The organism is Pseudobacillus wudalianchiensis, assembly GCF_001685015.1.
Taxonomy (GTDB): Bacteria; Bacillota; Bacilli; order Bacillales; family Domibacillaceae; genus Pseudobacillus; species Pseudobacillus wudalianchiensis.
In genome coordinates, this window is the sequence record NZ_MAYT01000001.1 from 95,920 (window position 1) to 115,710 (window position 19,791).

Here is a 19,791-nt window from a genome sequence, read left to right on the forward strand (position 1 = left end):
GCTCGGCTATGTCCATACCAGAGGTTTTATTTAGGATAGGCATTGATTGAGCGAAAAGAGGTAAGGACGGTGACTAGGAAGGCCACGCTCATAACGGTAAATAAAGAATAAATCATCATTCGATCTTTAAAAATCAATAAGCCGGAAGTGAGGATAAGAGAGTCAATAAAGAAAATAAAAAAACCGGCATTAACGGAAAAGTGTTTTGAAAGTAAAAGAGCCAATAAATCGATCCCGCCCGGAGATGAGCGATATCTCAGCATTAAGCCGGTTCCTGTTCCGATGAACACCCCTCCAACGCAGGCACTAATCAAAATGGGGAGCTCAATCATTCCTTTCAGTGGGAGAAGAAGGTCGATCATAATAGGGGTGAAAAGAGTTCCGTATAAACTATTAAAAAAATAAGAACGTTCTATTTTAAAGGCAAGAAGATAAATAGGCAAATTCACACATATAATGGTCATACCGATTTTAAAACCCCATAAATAGTTAATTAATAAACCAATTCCAAAAACGCCTCCTTCAAGAAGCTGAAAGGGCAAGATAAATACATTAATGCCTATTCCGATGAGCACTGCTGCCAATCCGATGGTGATCACTTTTTTAATATGTTCTTCACCCCTTGTCCAACCCTATTGTTAAAAAATATGCAGGTGGAGAATCGGCTATGTCTAGAACGACTAACGTGAATGCTTATATAGATTTAGAAAGTATCCCCTTTTTAATTAGAAGGGAGTAGTGAAATAACCTTTATGCAGGGGGGAGCATAGCTATAAAGTGAGCATTTGCCCTTAAAGGAGCGGAAATTGACAATTGTTCGGCAATCATAGAAAATAAAAAGAACGAGAAACAGCATGGAAGGGGGAAGCAAATATGGCTTGGACGGAACGAGATAAAGTCGTATGGGAAGAAATTATGGCGTGGGAACAGTCTCTTGCTGATTATGATGGCAATGATTTTCAATATACATATTCAAGATGGTTAAACAGTGCACTGGCAGCTATACCGGAAGAGACGCTTTCTGCTTTTTTCGGACAGTTGGATAACGTGCTATTTCATATGCACTCGCTGCTTCAAGGCTCGCAGTTCCAAAATGAAGCAAGAGAACGAATTTTAACGTCGGCTCGTGTATTTAGAGAAGATGTAGAGACACTTGATGATCTAAAAAAGTTAACCATCGATCAGATTCGCTATTTAAATAGTCAACAATCAACAAGACATCGGTTATATTCGCTCATTCAGGGAGGTATTACAGGAACAGGCGGAGCTATTCCAATCAGTACTGACTTTGCGGCTATGGCTATTCTCAATTTGCGGGCTATCCAAATTACGGCTATGACCTATGGCTATGATCCTCAGCTGCCATTTGAAATGATGGCTTCTCTAAAAGTCTTTCACGCTGCTGCTTTGCCGGAACGGTTGAAGGCAGAAGGCTGGCAAGAGCTGCTGATTGAATTAGAAGAACGGGATCATCCTTATTTTTATAATGAAGCGGAACAGTTGACCGATCTGACATGGATGGAAGGTCTGGTGAAGCAGTTAGGAAAGTTACTCGCTATCGCGATGTTTAAAAATAAAAAGATGGCGAACCTGCCGCTTATCAGCTTAGTCATTGGGGCTGGAACAAATTATCGAATGACAAAAAACATGACTGAATTCGCTGAAAAGTACTATCAATATCGCTGGCTGCTCGAAAAGAGAGAAGCGGCAAGCTCTACTAAATGAATAGAACCGGTTGGATACGTGTATCCAACCGGTTCTTAGGTTAAAGCCTATCAAATAGGGCACGGAACAAGCGCCCTTTGCTCTTCTAAATTAACAGAGTCTGTTATACCCTGGGGATCCTGGAGGTGCTTCTTGTATCATATGTGTAAATGGAATGCTGTACGCTAGTAAAATTAATACGACCACGATCGTAATCCATAGCCACCATTTATCAAAGAACAGCGGTGTTTTTTCTGCTGTTTCCTCTGCTTCGCCAATAGGGAATTCTTCTTCCCCTTTTGGTGCAAACCATAAAAGTTGAACGATAATATACAAGACGAGTATAATACCAAGGAAGAGCATAGAGCCGCCGACAGCTTGAGCAATTTGATAAGGAATCCAATCAGCAGCTTGGGCAGAGCCTCCATAGTCAGAGAAGGAAGATCGACGCGGAGCTCCGTATAGACCTACCCAGTGCATAGCTCCTGACATGATTGTCATGCCGACAGACCAGACAACTGCTTGAACAATGGCGAGTTGGTTCAGTTGTTTCGTAAACGTTCTTCCTGTTAAATGGGGGACGAGCCAATAGGCAGCCCCAAAGAAAGTAAGAACGACTGTCGTAGCAATGGTTAAATGGAAATGCCCGGTTACCCAAATCGTGTTATGAATGACTTGGTTTAACTGATGCGATGCATTAATAAGACCACCGGCGCCTCCGGGAATGAAAGCAACCATTCCAATAAAAGGAACAAGGAAGCGAGCATCGTTCCATGGCAGAAACTTTAGCCAGCCGAATAAGCTTGTTGCTCCTTTGGAACGGCCAAACCGCTCAAACGTTGCAAACATACTAAATGCGGTCATAAGAGATGGAATAACAACCATCAATGTTAGTACCACCTGAATGTATTTCCAAGTCGGAGAAATTCCTGGCTCGGTTAACTGGTGATGGAAGCCGACAGGAATAGAAAAGAATAAAAAGAGAATGAATGACATTCTTGCTAGAGAATCAGAGAAAATCTTTCCACCGATGACTTTTGGGATAACAACATACCATACCATGTAAGCAGGAAGCAGCCAAAAGTATACAAGCGGATGTCCGAAATACCAAAATAGTGTACGGCTCACTAATACATTAATGCCCTCTGTCCATCCCAATGTCCAAGGAATAAATTGAAGTAAGACGGTTGCAGCTACCCCTAAGGAACAGATGAGCCAGAGAGCCATATTCACAACAGACATAAAGCTTAATAACGGTCCAACTTGACCAGGGTTTTGTTTTTTCCACCTTGCATAATGGGCAAACATCGCGAATCCTGAAATCCAGCTTCCGACGACGACAAGAGCTAAGCCAATGTAGAAACCAACATGAGCTTGAAGTGGCGCATAGAATGTATAGAGAACAGAAGCTTTTCCGATTAAAATATAAAATGTAGTAAGTGCAGTACCAATCGTCATAATCCAAAAACCAATCCAGCCAGTTAAGCGGGCTTTGTTCGATAAAGCACCGGCAGTCCGGCTCATACCGGCAAACTGGAAGCCGATGATGAAGAATGTTGTTAACACAAGGGCAAGCAGTACACCGTGAGCGGTGAGAACTTGGTAATACCCGATTCCTCCTGGTAATTGTACTTTTCCAGAACGGACTAATACTTGTAGAAATCCGCACAATCCTCCGATAAATAAAGCGATAAATGCTACAATGATATGGGCTAACGCTAATTTTGCATCTTTCTTGTTTACTTTAACTGCTGTTTCGATCATGATTGATCAACCACCTTTATTTTAGCGTGCATCAAATGGTGTCCGCTTCCACAGTATTCATTACATAAGAGAGTAAATTCTCCTTCTTCCCGAAAGGTTTGAGTTGTTTCGCTAATATGGCCAGGTTCAAGCATCATATTAGCGTTTGTACCAGCAATTTCAAACCCGTGAACTACGTCTTTTGTTGTAGCAATAATATGAACCTTTGCACCTTTTGGAATTTCCACTACTTTATCCTGTGTCCCAACATCAAAGGAAAAAGCAGACGTTAGCACAACAAGCTGATATTCATTTTTACCGATTTTCTTCAAACCGGGCTTATTAAAGGGAGCAATCTCTCCCACTACTTGTGGATCTACAGTTTTGTCAGAGCTTGGCGGTTGATGGCCCGTTACAAATGCATTAATCCCAACAATGACAAGAAACAGAATGAGTGAGCCAATTCCAAACGCAAGCCAAATTTTTTCATACTTGTGTAAATGCATAAAACTTCCTCCAGTCATATTCTAGATAAAAATAAACTCCACACCGTAAACCAGGACAATAGGATGAAGCCGCCAACAGCAAGTACAGAAAAGAGCGTGCCTTTTAAGGAATCTTTTTTGTACGTTTTTTCCTTGTCTTTTTCCATGTGATTATGCTCCTTTGCTAATGGGTTAAAATATCTACTGTTATCTTATTGCAAAAACTTGTGATTTTCTTCACATAAATGTGAAGATTATTTCACGGTTATGTGAAGAAGTCGTGACGTTAAAAAAATAAATTAAAGAGACCAGCATTCCTTCCCTGCTGGTCTCTTTAATGTCCTATTCATATTTTAGAGAGGGTGTCGTACGAAACCAAAGCCATAGGTCATTAATAATAGAAGCAAGTTCACTAATTTCTTCATTAAGACGACAAGATAGGATAAAGCTTTCTTCTTGTTCAAGATTTGCCTGTTTGGCAGTAATCTTTTTTTCGAGTTCTCGAATTCGATCGGGAATGCTTCCGCGAATCTTTTCCCATTCATTCAAGATATACTCTTGTTCATTTATAGAGTATTCACTCCAATCTTTCAATGAATAGGGGAGTGAAATACCTAGACGTTCATCGAAAAGAAATTGCATAGGAAACTCCTTTTTTTCTTTTATCGTAGCTGTTTACTAATAATTTGGCAAAAGAAATCAAAAAGATGATTATTTATTCAACTAAATGAATTTTTTTCAAATAAGTACTTGAAAAGCGAAAAATAAAATGGTATATTTTATTCAGAGAAAAGAATAAAAATAAAATTAAATGTATATTTATACTAATAGATGACAGCTCAGAGGAGGAAATAACAATGAACAAGAAAGTAGTCTTAGCTTATTCCGGCGGTCTAGATACATCCGTTGCCATTCCCTGGTTAAAAGATAAAGGATATGACGTAGTAGCCTGCTGCTTAGATGTAGGGGAAGGAAAAGATTTAGAGTTTGTTAAAAACAAAGCATTGCAAGTTGGAGCTGTAGCCAGCTACATGATCGATGCAAAAGAAGAATATGCAAATGAATATGCATTGCTTGCTCTTCAAGGCCATACATTATATGAGGGTAAATACCCGCTAGTATCCGCGCTATCCCGTCCGCTTATTGCAAAGAAGCTAGTAGAGGTAGCTGAACAAGAAAATGCGGTCGCCGTTGCTCACGGATGTACGGGGAAAGGAAACGATCAGGTTCGTTTCGAAGTATCCATTAAAGCACTAAATCCAAATCTTGAAGTACTAGCACCTGTACGTGACTGGAAATGGTCACGTGAAGAGGAAATTGAGTATGCAAAACAAAATAATATCCCAATTCCGATTAACTTAGACAGCCCATTCTCTATCGACCAAAACTTATGGGGAAGAAGTAACGAATGTGGTATTTTAGAAGATCCATGGGCAGCTCCTCCGGAAGATGCTTATGATTTAACAGCTTCTCTTGAAAACACACCGGACGTTCCAGAAATCATTGAAATTCAATTTGAGCAAGGCGTTCCAGTTGCATTAAATGGCCAAAGCTACTCTTTAGCTCAATTAATTCTTGAATTGAATGAAATTGCTGGCAAGCATGGCGTTGGCAGAATCGATCACGTAGAAAACCGTCTTGTTGGCATTAAATCAAGAGAAGTATATGAATGCCCAGGTGCTATGACATTGATTTTGGCGCATAAAGAACTGGAAGATTTAACACTTGTAAAAGAAATGGCTCATTTCAAGCCAGTCATTGAAAAGAAATTAACAGAGCTTATTTATGAAGGTTTATGGTTCTCTCCTTTGAAAAAAGCGCTTGAAGCCTTCTTAAAAGAAACACAAAAGTTTGTGACAGGTACAGTGCGTGTGAAATTGTTCAAAGGTCATGCGATTGTTGAGGGAAGAAAATCTGAGTATTCACTATATGATGAGAAGCTCGCTACGTATACAACAGAAGACCAATTTGACCATGAAGCAGCAGTAGGATTTATCCAACTATGGGGTCTGCCGACAAAAGTGAACTCTATGGTTCAGCAAGAGAAAGTGAAAGTTAATCAATGAGCAAGCTTTGGGGAGGGCGCTTTCAAAAATCAGCAGAAGAATGGGTAGATGAATTCGGCGCCTCTATCCACTTTGATCAGGAGCTTGTTTTTGAAGACCTGCAAGGCAGCATAGCACATGTGACGATGCTTGGAAAAACAGGCATCTTAACAGAAGAAGAAATGCACCAAATCTTGGGCGGCCTTGAAGCTTTACAGCAGAAAGCTTCAAAAGGTGAATTAACATTCTCGGTTGCCCAAGAGGACATCCATTTAAATTTGGAAAAATATTTGATCGAAGAAATCGGCGCGGTTGGCGGCAAGCTGCACACCGGACGCAGTCGTAACGATCAAGTTGCCACTGATATGCATTTGTACTTGAAGAAGCAAGTCAAACTTATCATTGGATTAATTGAGCAGTTTCAAACAGCTCTTGTGGAGAAAGCAGAGCAGCATGTGGAAACACTTGCGCCTGGCTATACTCATCTGCAAAGAGCACAGCCAATTTCATTTGGCCACCATTTAATGGCGTATTTTTGGATGCTGCAACGTGATAAAGAACGGTTTCAAGAAGGATTGAAGCGCATAGATGTTTCGCCTTTAGGGGCGGGAGCGCTTGCTGGAACCACTTTCCCGATTGATCGTGAATTATCAGCAGATCTACTCGGATTCTCCGGGGTGTATGCCAACAGCATGGATGCAGTCAGTGATCGGGACTTCATCCTTGAGTTCTTGAGCGGTTCCTCCATTTTAATGATGCATCTGTCCCGTCTCGCTGAAGAAATGATTCTTTGGTCAAGCCAGGAATTCCAGTTCATCGAAATGGATGACGCCTTCTCGACTGGTTCAAGTATTATGCCTCAGAAGAAAAACCCTGATATGGCGGAATTAATTCGCGGGAAAACAGGGCGCGTTTATGGTAACCTGTTCAGTTTGCTCACCGTATTAAAAGGCTTGCCGCTTGCTTATAACAAAGATATGCAAGAGGATAAAGAAGGCATGTTTGATACGGTACATACGATCATTGGTTCCTTGAAAATCTTTACAGGAATGGTTCAGACAATGAAGGTGAATGAGGGCCGCTTAGAGGAAGCTGTCCACAATGACTTCTCCAATGCCACGGAGCTCGCTGATTACTTAGCGTCAAAAGGCATTCCATTCCGTGAAGCACATGAAATCGTTGGAAAGCTTGTGCTTCACTGCATTCAACATCAATGCTATCTTGCCGACCTGTCTTTAGAGGAGCTAAAGTCAGCGTCTGAGAGCATTGAAGAAGACATTTATCGAGTGTTGTCTCCATATGAGGCCGTTAAAAGAAGGAAGTCTTTAGGCGGCACTGGTTTCGACCAGGTTCAGCTCCAAATCGAGACAGCCAAACGCTTGATTAATGACGAACAGCCCCTTAAGAAGTAAGGGGCTGTTTTTTGTTATTAGTCAATTGTTTATTTTTGCGATCAAACAGCCTGCTCAAGTAGGAGATTAACGTCTCTAAAGAGCAGGCTTTTTCGTGTTTTATTGATTTATGTCTTTCCATTTCGTGTTCTTTGTGAAAAAGCTAAATTGTTTTTGTGGAACTTTAGATGAAATATTAAGCACATGTAAATAGTGCGAAGTTGTCTATGTGGATTTGGTTTGATTTTACGACAAAAACACTGAATTCAAAGGTTTTCCATAAAAAACAAACGATTAACATTTTGCCTAAGCAGCTTTTACTTTCTTTTTTTATAGTGAATGTGTAAAGAAACAGCAAACTTCAAAAAGGGGAGAGGAATGTGAAGGCAAAAAAGCAAAGATTAACGGCTTGTGCAGTTGCACTTAGCCTATCTTTAATGGCAGGGTGTTCGGGCAAAGAGGAGAAAGCGGCCGCAAAAGACGGAGAAGAGAATCTGAAAGGGGAATTAACGGTTTATACAGCAATAGAGGACGAGTTGATTCCTGTCTATCTGGATTCCTTTGAAGAGAAATATCCAAATGTGGATATTAATATTGTTCGGGACTCAACTGGAGTCATTACAGCGAAGCTTCTAGCTGAAGGAGAAAACACGCCGGCAGATGTTATTTGGGGAACAGCCGCTTCTAGTTTGCTTGAGCTTGAGAAAAAAGGAATGCTTGCAGGCTACTCACCTAAAGGGGTCGAGCGGGTGCAGCCCCTATTTAAAGATTCTAATCAGCCAGAAAAATGGGTAGGGAACACAGCGTTTATGACAGGTATTGCTGTAAATAAAGAAGAGTTAAAAAAGAAAAATCTTCCTATGCCTAAATCCTACAGAGATTTAGTAAAACCTGAATATAAAGGAACAATTGTGATGCCGCACCCTGCTTCGTCGGGTACTGGGTTTTTAACGGTTTCTGCTTGGCTCCAAATGATGGGGGAAGATAAAGGATGGAATTATATGAAGCAGCTTCATGAAAATGTTGCTACATACACTCATTCAGGATCAAAACCAGCCAAGCTTGCATCAGCGGGAGAGTATCCAATTGGTATTTCTATGGTTTACAGTGCCGTAAAAGAAAAACAGAAAGGATCTCCTATTGAAGTGATTCTTCCTGAAGAAGGTCTGGGCTGGGAAGTAGAGGCAAATGCCTTAGTTAAAAAAGATGAAAATAGTGAGGTGGCAAAAGCCTTTTTAGATTGGGCCATTTCAGATGAAGCCATGAAGGAGTATTTCGAAGCTAACGGATTTGCTGCTGTTGAAAATACCTTTAAAGCGCCAGAAGGATTTCCAGCGGATGTAGCTAGTCAATTATTTGATCAAAATGATTTGAAGTGGGCTTCAGAAAACAGGGAAGCTATTTTAGAAAAGTGGGAGAAGGAGTTTGGTCAGAAAGCCGAAGCGAACGAAGAATAAGAAGGAAAAGGAGTTAAACTTCATGGAGGATTATTTGAAAATTGACCAAGTGAGGAAAAAGTTTGGGAATGCTATCACACTAAAGAATCTTTCTTTTAGTGTGTCCCAAGGAGAGTTCTTATGCTTATTAGGTCCCAGCGGCTGTGGAAAAACAACATTGCTTCGAATTATTGCCGGATTAGAAAACCCATCCTCTGGAAGAGTTTTCATTAACGGCAAAGATATGACAACTGCTCCACCAGCAAAAAGGAATATTGGCGTCGTTTTCCAATCCTATGCACTTTTTCCTAATCTCACTGCTTTGAAAAATGTTGAGTTTGGATTAAAAGCTAAAAAGATACATAGACGAGAAGTAAGAGAAAAGGCACTAGAGGCACTGGAAATGGTTGGGCTAGCAGAGAAAAAGGATTACTACCCTGCACAATTATCGGGGGGACAGCAGCAAAGAGTGGCTCTTGCCCGGGCTCTCGCCTTATCTCCAGATATTCTGCTCTTAGATGAGCCATTATCCGCTCTGGATGCTAAAGTTCGGGAAACGCTTCGATCTGAAATTCGTTCTCTTCAAGAAAGACTTGGTATTACAACCATTATGGTTACTCATGATCAAGAGGAAGCGTTAACGATGGCAGATAAAATTATTGTGATGAAAAGTGCAGAAATTATGCAAATAGGCACACCGCAAGAAATTTATCAGCTGCCAGCTAACCCATTTGTAGCAGACTTTATCGGAGCCATGAATTTTATTCATCTTCATTCGGCTCATTCAAACGGTCAACTGCTCGCCATCCGGCCAGAACAGATTGTGCTAACAGATGATGGAACAGGTATCCGTGCTACAGTCGAAAAATTAGAATTTAGGGGTCCAATCTACCGAGGAATGGTCACGCTTGAAGATCCTGCTTCGCTGTTACACGGCAAGTTAGTCCTTATTGATCTACCGATAGATATTGTCCAGCAGAGAAAAATCAAAAAAGGTAGTGTGCTTACCCTTTCTTTAGGTGAAAAGCAAATGCTGTCGTATCAGGAGAAAGTGGGCGTTTAAATGGAGTGGTTAGAAAAGAACGGAACAGCAGTAATATTCAAGAGAGTGAAACAAAGAGGCGGAAAAGATGGGTGGCTGCAACGTGTACTTCTTCTTGGATTGATCGGCATTTTTCTGCTGTTGTTGATTCTTCCGCTGTATCAGCTGTTTATTCGAGCATTTTACAGCAAGGATGGTGCATTTGTCGGCTTAGAAAACTTCGTCCAGTATTTTTCTTCACCGACACTTGTCCAATCATTGAAGAACACCATTTTTATATCAAGCGCCACCATGATCATCTCGGTTACCCTGGCATTTATTTATGCTTATGCACTTGTTCGGTCAGCGATTCCGGGAAAGGGATTCTTTAAGGCTGTAGCACTTCTTCCGCTGTTTGCTCCAACAATGATGCACGGAATTGCTCTCGTTTATTTATTTGGCCATCAAGGATTCATCACCAATGGATTTTGGGGAAGCATTCCCGGTATCTCATTTGAATTATATGGCCCTGTGGGCATTATTATGGCGGAAGTCATTTATACTTTCCCGCAAGCATTGTTAATTTTATTAGTTGCTTTTAGAGGAACAGACTATCAGATGTATGAGGCAGCTGATACCCTTCATGCAAGCAGCCTCAAAAAGTTTCTAATCATTACGATGCCTAATGTGAAATACGGTGTCATCAGTGCATCATTTGTTGTCTTTACTTTAAGCTTTACAGATTTTGGAGCACCCAAAATTGTTGGTGGCCAATATAATGTGTTGGCAACAGACGTTTATAAACAAGTGATCGGTCAGCAAAATATAGCGATGGGCGCTACGGTCGGCATCATTTTAATGCTTCCAGCAGTGTTTGCCTTTGTCGTTGATCGGCTCACACAGCAAAAGCATGCGGCGTCTATTTCCGCTAAATCGAAGCCATTCCAAATCAAAAAAGGGTGGTTGAGAGACTCGGGGTTGTTCTTGTTTTGCTTATCTATTATGCTATTTGTCTTATTAATGGTTTCTGCTGTTTTAGTCGCTGCTTTTACAAAGGTTTGGCCGTATGATTTAGGTTTCACTCTCGAACATCTTGGTTTTTCCAACTATACCGGCAACGGGATAGAATCATTTAAAAATAGTTTTCTTGTCGCTGTCATGACAGCAGTAATTGGAACTTGTTTGACCTTTTTATTTGCTTACGGAATTGAAAAAATCCGCCGGCTGTCTAGTTTAAGAAAGATTGGCTACTTTCTATCAATTATACCGCTGGCCGTTCCGGGACTTGTGATTGGCCTTGGATATATTTTTTTCTTTAGTCAGCCGGAGATTGAATTTTTTACATGGAAGTTCTCGAATCCCTTTCATTTTTTATATGGGACCTTCGCCATAATAGTCATGGCAAACATGATCCATTTCTATTCAGTTGCTTTCGTTACAGCGACTACGGCGTTAAAAAAATTAGATAAGGAATATGAAGTTGTTTCCGAATCAATGGGAGTACCTTTTTATAAAACATTTTTTACGATTACGGTTCCTATGTGTTTGCCCGCTATTTTGGAAATGGCGCTGTATTTCTTCGTTAATTCTATGGTAACGATCTCGGCTGTCATGTTTTTATATTCACCGGAGTTTAAATTGGCAGCTATCTCGATCGTTAATATGGACGACGCTGGAAACTTAGCGGCCGCTGCCGCCATGAGCTCACTCATTTTGTTAACGAATATTGCCGTAAAAGTTCTACATGAAATCATCACAAAAATACTGCACTTGCGGGTGTCCCGCTGGCAGCAAAGATAGGAGAGAGAACATGGAAAAGAAAATTAAGGGGATTATTTTTGACTGGGCAGGAACAACAGTGGACTATGGGTGTCTTGCGCCTGTACAGGTGTTTGTACAGATTTTTAAAGAAAAAGGAATCGATATCACGATAGAAGAAGCTCGCAAGCCGATGGGGCTTCTGAAAATCGATCACGTTCGTGCGCTCACTGAAATGCCTCGGATAAAAGAACAGTGGAATACTGTCCATGGGTGTAACCCGGAGGAAAAGGACATTCAAGAGATGTATGACCGATTTGAAGAAGAATTGTTTGCAATTCTTCCAAATTACGCAACTCCTGTCCCAGGATGTATAGAGCTAACAGAAAAGCTTCGTTATCGGGGCATTAAGATCGGCTCGACGACTGGCTATACAGCGGAAATGATGAAAATTGTTGCAGCTGAAGCGAAGAAACAAGGGTACTCTCCTGATTATCTTGTCACGTCAGATGAAGTTCCTGCTGGACGTCCTTATCCGTGGATGTGTTACGCAAATGCTATGGGTCTAGGGATTTATCCAATGAGTTCCATGATTAAGGTGGGGGATACGGTTTCAGATATATATGAAGGGAAAAATGCTGGGATGTGGACAGTGGGCGTTATTTTAGGAGGAAGTGAACTCGGTCTTTCAGAGGAGGAAGTGAAAACGCTGGAGGTCGATGAGTTGGATAGAAGGTTTCAAGAGGTAAAAAAACGCTTTATGGAGGCGGGGGCTGATTTTACGATTTTAGAGCTGGATGAATTGGAAACGGTTATAGACAAGATTGAATTTGAGCAACGAATGACGGTTTCATAAAGGAGAAATGTTCACATGGAAAATACACATTATTTGTTACTAACACCTGGACCGCTTACGACGACTAGAACCGTGAAGGCCGCCATGATGAGAGATTGGTGCACATGGGATTATGATTACAATAATCTCGTTCAGGAAGCTCGTCAAAAGCTTGTAAGACTAGCTGTGAAAAATACGGATCATTATACGGCAGTGCTGATGCAGGGAAGCGGAACATTTACTGTGGAAGCGACGATTGGATCAGTGATCAAGCCGTCTGGCAAGCTATTGGTTTGTGTAAATGGCGCATATGGGAAGAGAATCGTACAGATCGCTCAAGTGCTTGGTATCCCAACGGTTGTATGCAAGGCAGCTGAGAATGAGCCGATAAACGTTGAACAACTAGAAAAAGTATTAAAGGAACAAACAGACATTACTCATGTGGCAGCTGTTCACTGTGAGACGACAACAGGGATATTGAATCCAATACAACAGATTACGAAAATAGCCAAAAGGTATGGAAAATTAACTATCATTGATGCGATGAGCAGTTTTGGCGGGATTGAGATAGACATGGAGAGCTGGCAGATTGATTTTCTTATTAGCAGTGCTAACAAATGCATCCAAGGAGTGCCTGGGTTCGGGTTTGTTATTGCTAGTCGTGACGAGATCAAAAAATGTAAAGGGCAGGCACGTTCTCTGTCGCTCGACCTTTATGACCAATGGGAGACGATGGAGCAGTTTAATGGAAAGTGGCGCTTTACTTCTCCGACTCATGTCGTAAGGGCGTTTTATCAAGCGTTACTTGAACTCGAGGAAGAAGGCGGTGTAAGAGCGAGGCAACAACGTTATGAACAAAATCAAAGATTATTAGTGAAACGGATGAAGGAAGCGGGTTTTCAACCTTTTATTAAAGAAGCATACCATTCGCCTATTATTACTTCATTCTGTTTTCCAACTGAAGATTTTGATTTTGTCTCGTTTTATCACTATTTAAAAGAGCAAGGATTTGTGATTTATCCAGGCAAGGTTTCACAAACGGATACTTTTAGAATCGGCAATATCGGCGATGTGCATATGGCTGATATTCAAGCATTAACAGAAACTATTGAAAAAAGGGCGGTTTGCCTATGAAAGTTTTTTGTCTAGGTGGAGCAGGAAAAATTTGTCGTGAGGCCATTTTGGATTTAGTGCAGTATTCTAAATTTGAAAAAATTACTGTAGCTGATTTCAATGAACAAGAAGGACAAGTCGTTGTAAAGTGGCTCAATGATCCAAGAGTGGACTTTATGCAAGTAGATGTGACGAACGTGGAAGAAACTGTGGCGAAAATGAACGGATACGATATTGTTTTGGACGGAACGACGATCAAGTTGAATGGATTGTCTTCTGAATGTATTGCAAAAGCCGGCTGCCATGGGATTAATTTAAATGGGTTTGGGGAGGAAGCAAAGTGGAACGACCTTTTTGGAAAAAATGGAAAAACACTTCTTCCGGGCTTCGGCATGACTCCCGGGTTAACACAAATGATGGCTATGCATGCCGCCTGTCAAATGGATGCGGTTGAAAGCGTGCGGGTGAGCCATGGTTCTTTCCGACCGATTGCGTTTTCAGCTTCTATTGCTGAGACAACGGCTTATGAATATGATCCCAACTTGCTGACAAGGGTCGTGTATGAAGACGGGGAAATGAAACAAGTACCTCCGTTTGCCCGGCCGCGAAACATTCAATTGCCGGAGCCTTATGGAGAAACGCTGCAATACATTATTCCGCATGCTGAAACGATCACTCTTTCCAAAGCGTTAAAAGAGAAAGGAATTAAATTAATTGAGACACGGGGAACGTGGCCCGAAAAGAATATGAACCTCGTAAAGTCGCTGTTTGATTACGGTATCTTAAGGAACACGCCTATTACCGTGAATGGCAAAGAGGTTGGCATTATGGATTGTATCTCTCAATATTTACTGCAGTCTGAAGAAGGACAAATGACAGAGTTATATGGCTACGCCCTTCATGTAGAAGTAGAGGGAACGAAACAAGGAGGACAGATCCGGCACACACTCTACCATACTCATCCGGCTTCAGATGGATCTGTTCCTGGCTGGGAGAAGCTGAGGGCTTATACTCGCAATGTAGCTATCCCTTTTGCCATTGCAGCCAGCTTGATAGCAGAGGGGCATGTGGAGAAAAAGGGAGTCATCACCCCGGAAGAAGCTTTTTCCGATCCGTCTATCATTTTTGAAGAATTAAAAAGGAGAGGCATTTTTGTTCATGAAGAAATAGAAGCTATCGAGGGAGAAGCTGTTCTGCCGCACATTTAACAGAAAAGATGACTAGTGGAGGTGCAGCAGTGTCTGTTATAAGTGAAGAGAGAAAGCGAATCATCGTTGAAAAAATTGAAGTGAAAGGCAAAGTCAAAGTAGCAGATCTAGCGAATGAATTTGCGGTGTCTACAGAAACGATCCGCCGCTATTTAGAAGAATTAGATAGAGAGCAAAAGCTCAAAAAAGTCTACGGGGGAGCGGTTAAGGCGGCTAACTCTCCCTTAGTGGAGCCATCGATGATTGAAAGAAAGATCTGGAACATAGAACAGAAGAAGAGAATCGCCTATAAAGCCGCCGCCTTTATCCGAGATGGAGACGTGCTGATGATTGATGAGGGAAGCACTACTCTGCAAATGGTACCGTATATGCTTCCTTGTAAAAATTTGACTGTTATTACAAATTCTTTTGCCTTAGCTAATCAGCTTATATCAGCCATTAATAAGAAGTTTTTTAATGGGGAGATTTTATTCATTGGAGGAAAGGTCAGTTCTGAACACTATCGGGTCGCTGGACCACTATCCCAGCAAATTATGAACCAGCTCCATTTTGAAAAAGCCTTTATTTCAGTAGATGGTGTACTTCCGAATTTTGGTCTATCGTGCTATGACTTGGAAAACGCTAAATTATCGGAAAAGATGATTCAGCAGGCTGGCCAGACATTTGTTTTAGCTGATCATTCGAAGATAGGTGTAAAAGCTACTTATCAGATTACTAATTCAAAGGAAATTGATTATGTTCTTTCTAATGAACGTCTTCCTGAGGAATGGAGTGACCGGTTAGCAAAAGAAAAGGTTGAATGGGTAAAATGTTGAAAAATAGCTCTCTGTATTTTCCACTAAAGAAAAAACCCCTGACAAAAAGCTTGTCAGGGGGCTGCTATTATTCTCCTTTATCAGTCCGTACAACGAGAACATCGCAATTGGAAGAACGGGTAATGTGTTCGGAAACACTTCCAATGAGGAAGCGCTCCATGGCATTTAGGCCAGTTGCACCACATACAATTAAGTCTGCTTTTACTTGTTTGGCAGCATCTTTAGGGATGATAACTTTCGGTGAGCCATATTCAACATAGGTGTTAACGGTTGGAACCCCTGCTGTCTCAGCTGTTGCTTTGTATTCCTTTAGCAAGTCGCCGCCATAAGTCGTTGCTCGCTCAGCAATTGAACGGTCATACGCTTCAATTGCTGCAAAAGAACGGGTATCAATCACGTGTACAAGGTTGAGTACAGCATTATTGCGCTTAGCAATGTCGATTGATTTTCGAAAAGCCCATTCCGCTTCTTTTGAACCGTCAACTGCTACAAGAATACTTTCATACTTCATGGTCATCATTGATTCCCCCTTTTCTTTTTATTTTACATGAAAAGGGAAGCAGTTACAGCTCAGACGTGTCCAAAATTATGAAATAATTTAAACAAATGTTAATTGTTTTGGAAAGGACGTTAGAATTTCTACTCCGTCCGCTGTCACATAAACATCATCTTCAATGCGCACGCCGGCTACATCTGGTACATAAATTCCAGGTTCAATCGTAAAAACCATGCCTTCCTGTAACACGAGTTCATTTGTTTCTGTAATGCCCGGGTATTCATGGACACTGATGCCAAGACCATGTCCAAGGCGGTGTGGGAAAAAGTCCCCATAGCCCGCTTCTGCAATGATGTTTCTAGCCGTTAGGTCGATCTCTTTTGCCCTCATTCCTGGTTTTACAGCTGCGACCGCTGCCTGTTCAGCTTTTAAGACTGTTTCATAAATTTCACGCTGTTTGTCCGAAATATCTCCAAAGGCGACAGTACGGGTAATATCGGAGCAATACCCCTCATAGACAACGCCCAGATCAAATAGGACGAGATCGCCTTTTTGCACTCTTGTGCTTCCCGGCGTTCCGTGTGGAGAAGCCGCATTTTTACCGGTTAATACCATTGTAGAAAAAGACATTTCTGCAATGCCTTGTTTCTTCATTTCAAACTCAATTTCCGCAAGAATTTCCAATTCTGATTTGCCTTCGCGAATCGCCTCGGCGCCAGTTTTTACAGCAAAATCAGCATACTCTGCCGCTTTCTTTAAGAAGGCGAGTTCCTCTTTGTCCTTTATCATGCGGAGCTGTTGCATTTTTTCTTCAGCCGCCACAAACACGGCACCAGGAAAGCGTCCAGAAAGTTCTTCGTAGCGTTCCACATTCAAATGTTGTTTTTCCACAGCTAGACGCTTGACGCTGCTTACACGGCTTTTCACTCGTGTCTCAATCATTTCCCATGGATTTTCAATATCCGAATGGCTGACGATTTCAAATGTCCAACCGCTGTTTTTAGCATCAGATGCGTCTAGTTTTGGACAGACGAGAAAAGGCTCATCCTCAGGGAATATGGCAACACCGAGAAGCCGTTCGTGAGGGTCACTTCTGAAGCCGGTTAAATAAAAGACGTTTTCAGGAGCGGTAATAAAGGCAAAGGAAATTTCTTTTTCCTTCATCCAATCCATTAATTTCGCTAGTCGTTTGTTCATGCTGTTTCCTCCTTAGACAATGCATTTACCAACTAAAAGGGTATCAATAAATCATGAGTAAGTAAATAAGTAGACATGAAGGGGAATTTAGTGTTTCATCGAATAGTAGGAGTGGAACTATTTTTTAGAAAGGGGTTTTTACATATGAAAATATCTTACCATGGACATTCAATCGTAAAGGTGGAAACAAACGGGAAGACGATTTTGATTGATCCATTTATCACAGGCAATGACTTAACAGATTTACAGGTGGAAAACGAGAAGCCGGACTTCATTATTTTAACGCATGGACATGGCGATCATGTGGGTGATACAGTAGAGCTTGCTAAAAAGAGCAATGCACTTGTAATTGCTGTAAATGAACTGGCTACTTATCTTAGCCATCAAGGCGTGAATGCGCACCCTATGCACATTGGCGGGAGCCGCGAGTTTGAGTTCGGCCGTGTGAAATTTACGCAAGCGTTCCATGGGTCAGGAATCGAGCAGGAAGACGGCACGTTCCTTTATATGGGGATGCCAGCGGGTGTCTTATTAATGGCTGAAGGAAAAACGATTTATCATGCCGGCGATACCGGAATTTTCTCTGATATGAAGCTAATTGGTGAATTGCATCCAATTGATGTGGCTTTTCTTCCGATTGGTGACAATTTTACAATGGGGCCGGATGATGCAGCATTGGCCGCAAAATTTTTACAGGCAAAGCAGGTAGTTCCAATCCATTTCGATACGTTCCCGCCGATCAAACAGGATCCACATGCATTTGTTGAAAAGCTGGAAGCGAAAAATGGCACAGTGTTAGAACCTGGACAATCCATTGAATTGTAACAGTCTTTAGGCTGCAAGAAGAACCTTGCAGCCTTTTATTAATTGAATTGAATCCCTATCCTTTTCAAAGTATAATAACTGTATTAGCGAGTCTAAAAGGGACAGGTGAAACAGTTGATTACAAAACATGAACAAATTTTACAATACATAGAGGGACTGCCGATTGGAGAAAAAATTTCTGTTCGGCAAATTGCGAAAGCGCTCTCGGTCAGTGAAGGAACGGCTTATCGAGCGATAAAAGATGCGGAAACGAAAGGGTTTGTTTCAGCTATTGAGCGTGTTGGGACCATTCGGATAGAACAGAAAAAGAAAGAGAATATCGAAAAGCTGACCTTTGCAGAAGTCGTGAATATTATTGATGGCCAGGTGCTTGGAGGACGTGCCGGTCTTCATAAAACGCTAAACCGTTTTGTGATCGGTGCGATGAAGCTTGAAGCGATGATGAGATATACTGGACCGGATAACTTATTAATTGTTGGTAACCGGACGAAAGCACATGAGCTGGCTTTACAAGCCGGAGCAGGGGTATTAATTACTGGCGGGTTTCAAGCGGACGATCATGTAACGAAACTTGCGGACGAATTAGAACTGCCGGTCATTACGACAACGTATGACACATTTACCGTGGCTACTATGATCAACCGGGCCATCTATGACCAACTCATTAAAAAAGAGATTGTGTTAGTAGGCGATATTTTTACTCCTTTTGACCAGACTGTTTCGCTGACAATCGGCGATAAAGTCAGTCATTGGATGGAAAAAAATCAAACAACCCTTCACAGCCGTTTTCCTGTGCTGGATCGCCAGTTAAAAGTGCAAGGGATCGTCACCGCAAAAGACATCATGGGAGCTGAGAAAGAAACCCCTATTGAAAAAGTTATGACCAAACAGCCAATTACCGTCACCATGAATACAAGTGTAGCCGCTGCCGCGCATATGATGATTTGGGAAGGCATTGAACTTTTGCCAGTGGTCGATGATCAAAACCGTATCCAAGGAATTGTTAGCCGGCAGGATGTATTGAAAACACTTCAGATGGCTCAAAGACAGCCGCAAATGGGAGAAACCCTTGACGACACCATTACCAATCAAATTGATTTGTTGGGCGATCGAGCGGAAGAAATTTATACATTCGAAGTCACACCGCAAATGACTAATCAGCTCGGTGCCATTTCGTATGGCGTATTTACTACGATCGTGACAGAGGCTGCAAGACGCTCCCTGCGTGCCAAGAAAAAAGGCGATATTGTGGTGGAAAACATTACTATTTATTTTTCAAAGCCAGTACAAATGGAAAGCTTGCTGGAGATTCGCCCAAACTTGCTTGAAGTCGGCCGAAAATTCGGAAAGGTAGACGTTGAGGTTTACAACGGAGGCATGCTCGTCGGAAAAGCCCTCATGATGTGTCAAATACTGGATAGGCAATAAAGGGTCGACGGCTAAATACGCGACATCGTGTCGCAACGCCCTCACTAGCACATCCTGTGCGTCGAAGCGGAAGGCGCTCGTTCAGCGGCGACAAGCATAAGGCAGGCTGACGAAATGGCGGTTCTCAGCCATGCAGTTAGCTTGACTTACGACCTTGAGCCGCTAGCGCGTGCAGCTGGCCAATAAAGGTGTGCTGTGTCTTTCTTGTGAATCTAAGAGTAAACGCTTGGGCGCAATTTGTGTTTAGCCTCATAAATACAATGATATACAATAGAAGATACGGGGATAGAA

At 41.8% G+C, this 19,791-nt stretch carries 19 protein-coding genes; 12 read left to right on the plus strand and 7 right to left on the minus strand.

Going from position 1 to position 19,791, the window contains the following annotated elements; translation table 11 throughout:
- Positions 1-26 precede the first annotated feature (26 nt).
- Entirely contained in the window at positions 27-599 is a 573-nt protein-coding gene (locus A8F95_RS00540; RefSeq protein WP_245671042.1) for a YitT family protein, read from the minus strand.
- 274 nt (positions 600-873) lie between these two features.
- Here A8F95_RS00540 and A8F95_RS00545 point away from each other — a divergent pair, with 274 nt between their 5' ends.
- On the plus strand, positions 874-1,725 hold the full coding sequence (locus tag A8F95_RS00545) for an EcsC family protein (RefSeq protein ID WP_065408781.1): 852 nt from the start codon (positions 874-876) through the stop codon (positions 1,723-1,725).
- A gap of 90 nt (positions 1,726-1,815) precedes the next feature.
- On the opposite strand, the gene A8F95_RS00550 is transcribed toward A8F95_RS00545, so the two are convergent.
- The 4 genes from A8F95_RS00550 to A8F95_RS00565 form a co-directional block, all read right to left on the minus strand.
- The gene (locus A8F95_RS00550; RefSeq protein WP_065408782.1) at positions 1,816-3,468 is read right to left on the minus strand and encodes a b(o/a)3-type cytochrome-c oxidase subunit 1; all 1,653 of its coding nucleotides are present in this window, start codon (positions 3,466-3,468) and stop codon (positions 1,816-1,818) included.
- Entirely contained in the window at positions 3,465-3,953 is a 489-nt protein-coding gene (locus tag A8F95_RS00555; RefSeq protein WP_065408783.1) for a cytochrome c oxidase subunit II, read from the minus strand. Before A8F95_RS00555 ends, A8F95_RS00550 begins: the two co-directional genes overlap by 4 nt.
- 14 nt (positions 3,954-3,967) lie before the next feature.
- Entirely contained in the window at positions 3,968-4,099 is a 132-nt protein-coding gene (locus A8F95_RS00560; protein WP_065408784.1) for a subunit I/II of b(o/a)3-type cytochrome C oxidase, read from the minus strand.
- Positions 4,100-4,274: 175 nt separating this feature from the next.
- Positions 4,275-4,574 (minus strand): hypothetical protein, encoded by a 300-nt coding sequence (locus tag A8F95_RS00565; protein WP_065408785.1) that lies wholly within the window; start codon positions 4,572-4,574, stop codon positions 4,275-4,277.
- A gap of 215 nt (positions 4,575-4,789) precedes the next feature.
- Here A8F95_RS00565 and A8F95_RS00570 point away from each other — a divergent pair, with 215 nt between their 5' ends.
- From A8F95_RS00570 to A8F95_RS00610, 9 genes are all read left to right on the plus strand, one after another.
- Entirely contained in the window at positions 4,790-5,998 is a 1,209-nt protein-coding gene (locus tag A8F95_RS00570) for an argininosuccinate synthase (protein WP_065408786.1), read from the plus strand.
- Positions 5,995-7,389, plus strand: a complete 1,395-nt coding sequence (gene argH / locus A8F95_RS00575) for an argininosuccinate lyase (protein WP_065408787.1) — start codon at positions 5,995-5,997, stop codon at positions 7,387-7,389. Before A8F95_RS00570 ends, argH begins: the two co-directional genes overlap by 4 nt.
- 416 nt (positions 7,390-7,805) lie before the next feature.
- Positions 7,806-8,825, plus strand: a complete 1,020-nt coding sequence (locus A8F95_RS00580; protein WP_065409406.1) for a putative 2-aminoethylphosphonate ABC transporter substrate-binding protein — start codon at positions 7,806-7,808, stop codon at positions 8,823-8,825.
- Between the two features lie 22 nt (positions 8,826-8,847).
- Complete coding sequence (locus A8F95_RS00585; protein ID WP_065409407.1) at positions 8,848-9,867, plus strand: ABC transporter ATP-binding protein; 1,020 nt, start codon at positions 8,848-8,850, stop codon at positions 9,865-9,867.
- Positions 9,868-11,625, plus strand: a complete 1,758-nt coding sequence (locus A8F95_RS00590) for a putative 2-aminoethylphosphonate ABC transporter permease subunit (RefSeq protein ID WP_065408788.1) — start codon at positions 9,868-9,870, stop codon at positions 11,623-11,625.
- Positions 11,626-11,635: 10 nt separating this feature from the next.
- On the plus strand, positions 11,636-12,439 hold the full coding sequence (phnX, locus tag A8F95_RS00595; RefSeq protein WP_065408789.1) for a phosphonoacetaldehyde hydrolase: 804 nt from the start codon (positions 11,636-11,638) through the stop codon (positions 12,437-12,439).
- Positions 12,440-12,454: 15 nt separating this feature from the next.
- Positions 12,455-13,552 (plus strand): 2-aminoethylphosphonate--pyruvate transaminase, encoded by a 1,098-nt coding sequence (gene phnW, locus A8F95_RS00600; protein WP_065408790.1) that lies wholly within the window; start codon positions 12,455-12,457, stop codon positions 13,550-13,552.
- On the plus strand, positions 13,549-14,739 hold the full coding sequence (locus A8F95_RS00605; protein ID WP_065408791.1) for a saccharopine dehydrogenase family protein: 1,191 nt from the start codon (positions 13,549-13,551) through the stop codon (positions 14,737-14,739). The genes phnW and A8F95_RS00605 overlap by 4 nt, the downstream gene beginning before the upstream one ends.
- A 29-nt stretch (positions 14,740-14,768) precedes the next feature.
- Positions 14,769-15,554, plus strand: coding sequence for a DeoR/GlpR family DNA-binding transcription regulator (locus A8F95_RS00610; RefSeq protein ID WP_065408792.1), 786 nt, complete (start codon positions 14,769-14,771; stop codon positions 15,552-15,554).
- 67 nt (positions 15,555-15,621) lie between these two features.
- On the opposite strand, the gene A8F95_RS00615 is transcribed toward A8F95_RS00610, so the two are convergent.
- Both A8F95_RS00615 and A8F95_RS00620 read right to left on the minus strand, forming a co-directional pair.
- Positions 15,622-16,071, minus strand: coding sequence for a universal stress protein (locus A8F95_RS00615; RefSeq protein WP_065408793.1), 450 nt, complete (start codon positions 16,069-16,071; stop codon positions 15,622-15,624).
- Positions 16,072-16,152: 81 nt separating this feature from the next.
- Entirely contained in the window at positions 16,153-17,247 is a 1,095-nt protein-coding gene (locus A8F95_RS00620) for a M24 family metallopeptidase (RefSeq protein WP_065408794.1), read from the minus strand.
- 144 nt (positions 17,248-17,391) lie between these two features.
- Here A8F95_RS00620 and A8F95_RS00625 point away from each other — a divergent pair, with 144 nt between their 5' ends.
- Positions 17,392-18,072, plus strand: a complete 681-nt coding sequence (locus A8F95_RS00625; RefSeq protein WP_065408795.1) for a metal-dependent hydrolase — start codon at positions 17,392-17,394, stop codon at positions 18,070-18,072.
- 114 nt (positions 18,073-18,186) lie between these two features.
- Entirely contained in the window at positions 18,187-19,500 is a 1,314-nt protein-coding gene (locus A8F95_RS00630; protein ID WP_049663747.1) for a DRTGG domain-containing protein, read from the plus strand.
- Positions 19,501-19,791 lie beyond the last annotated feature (291 nt).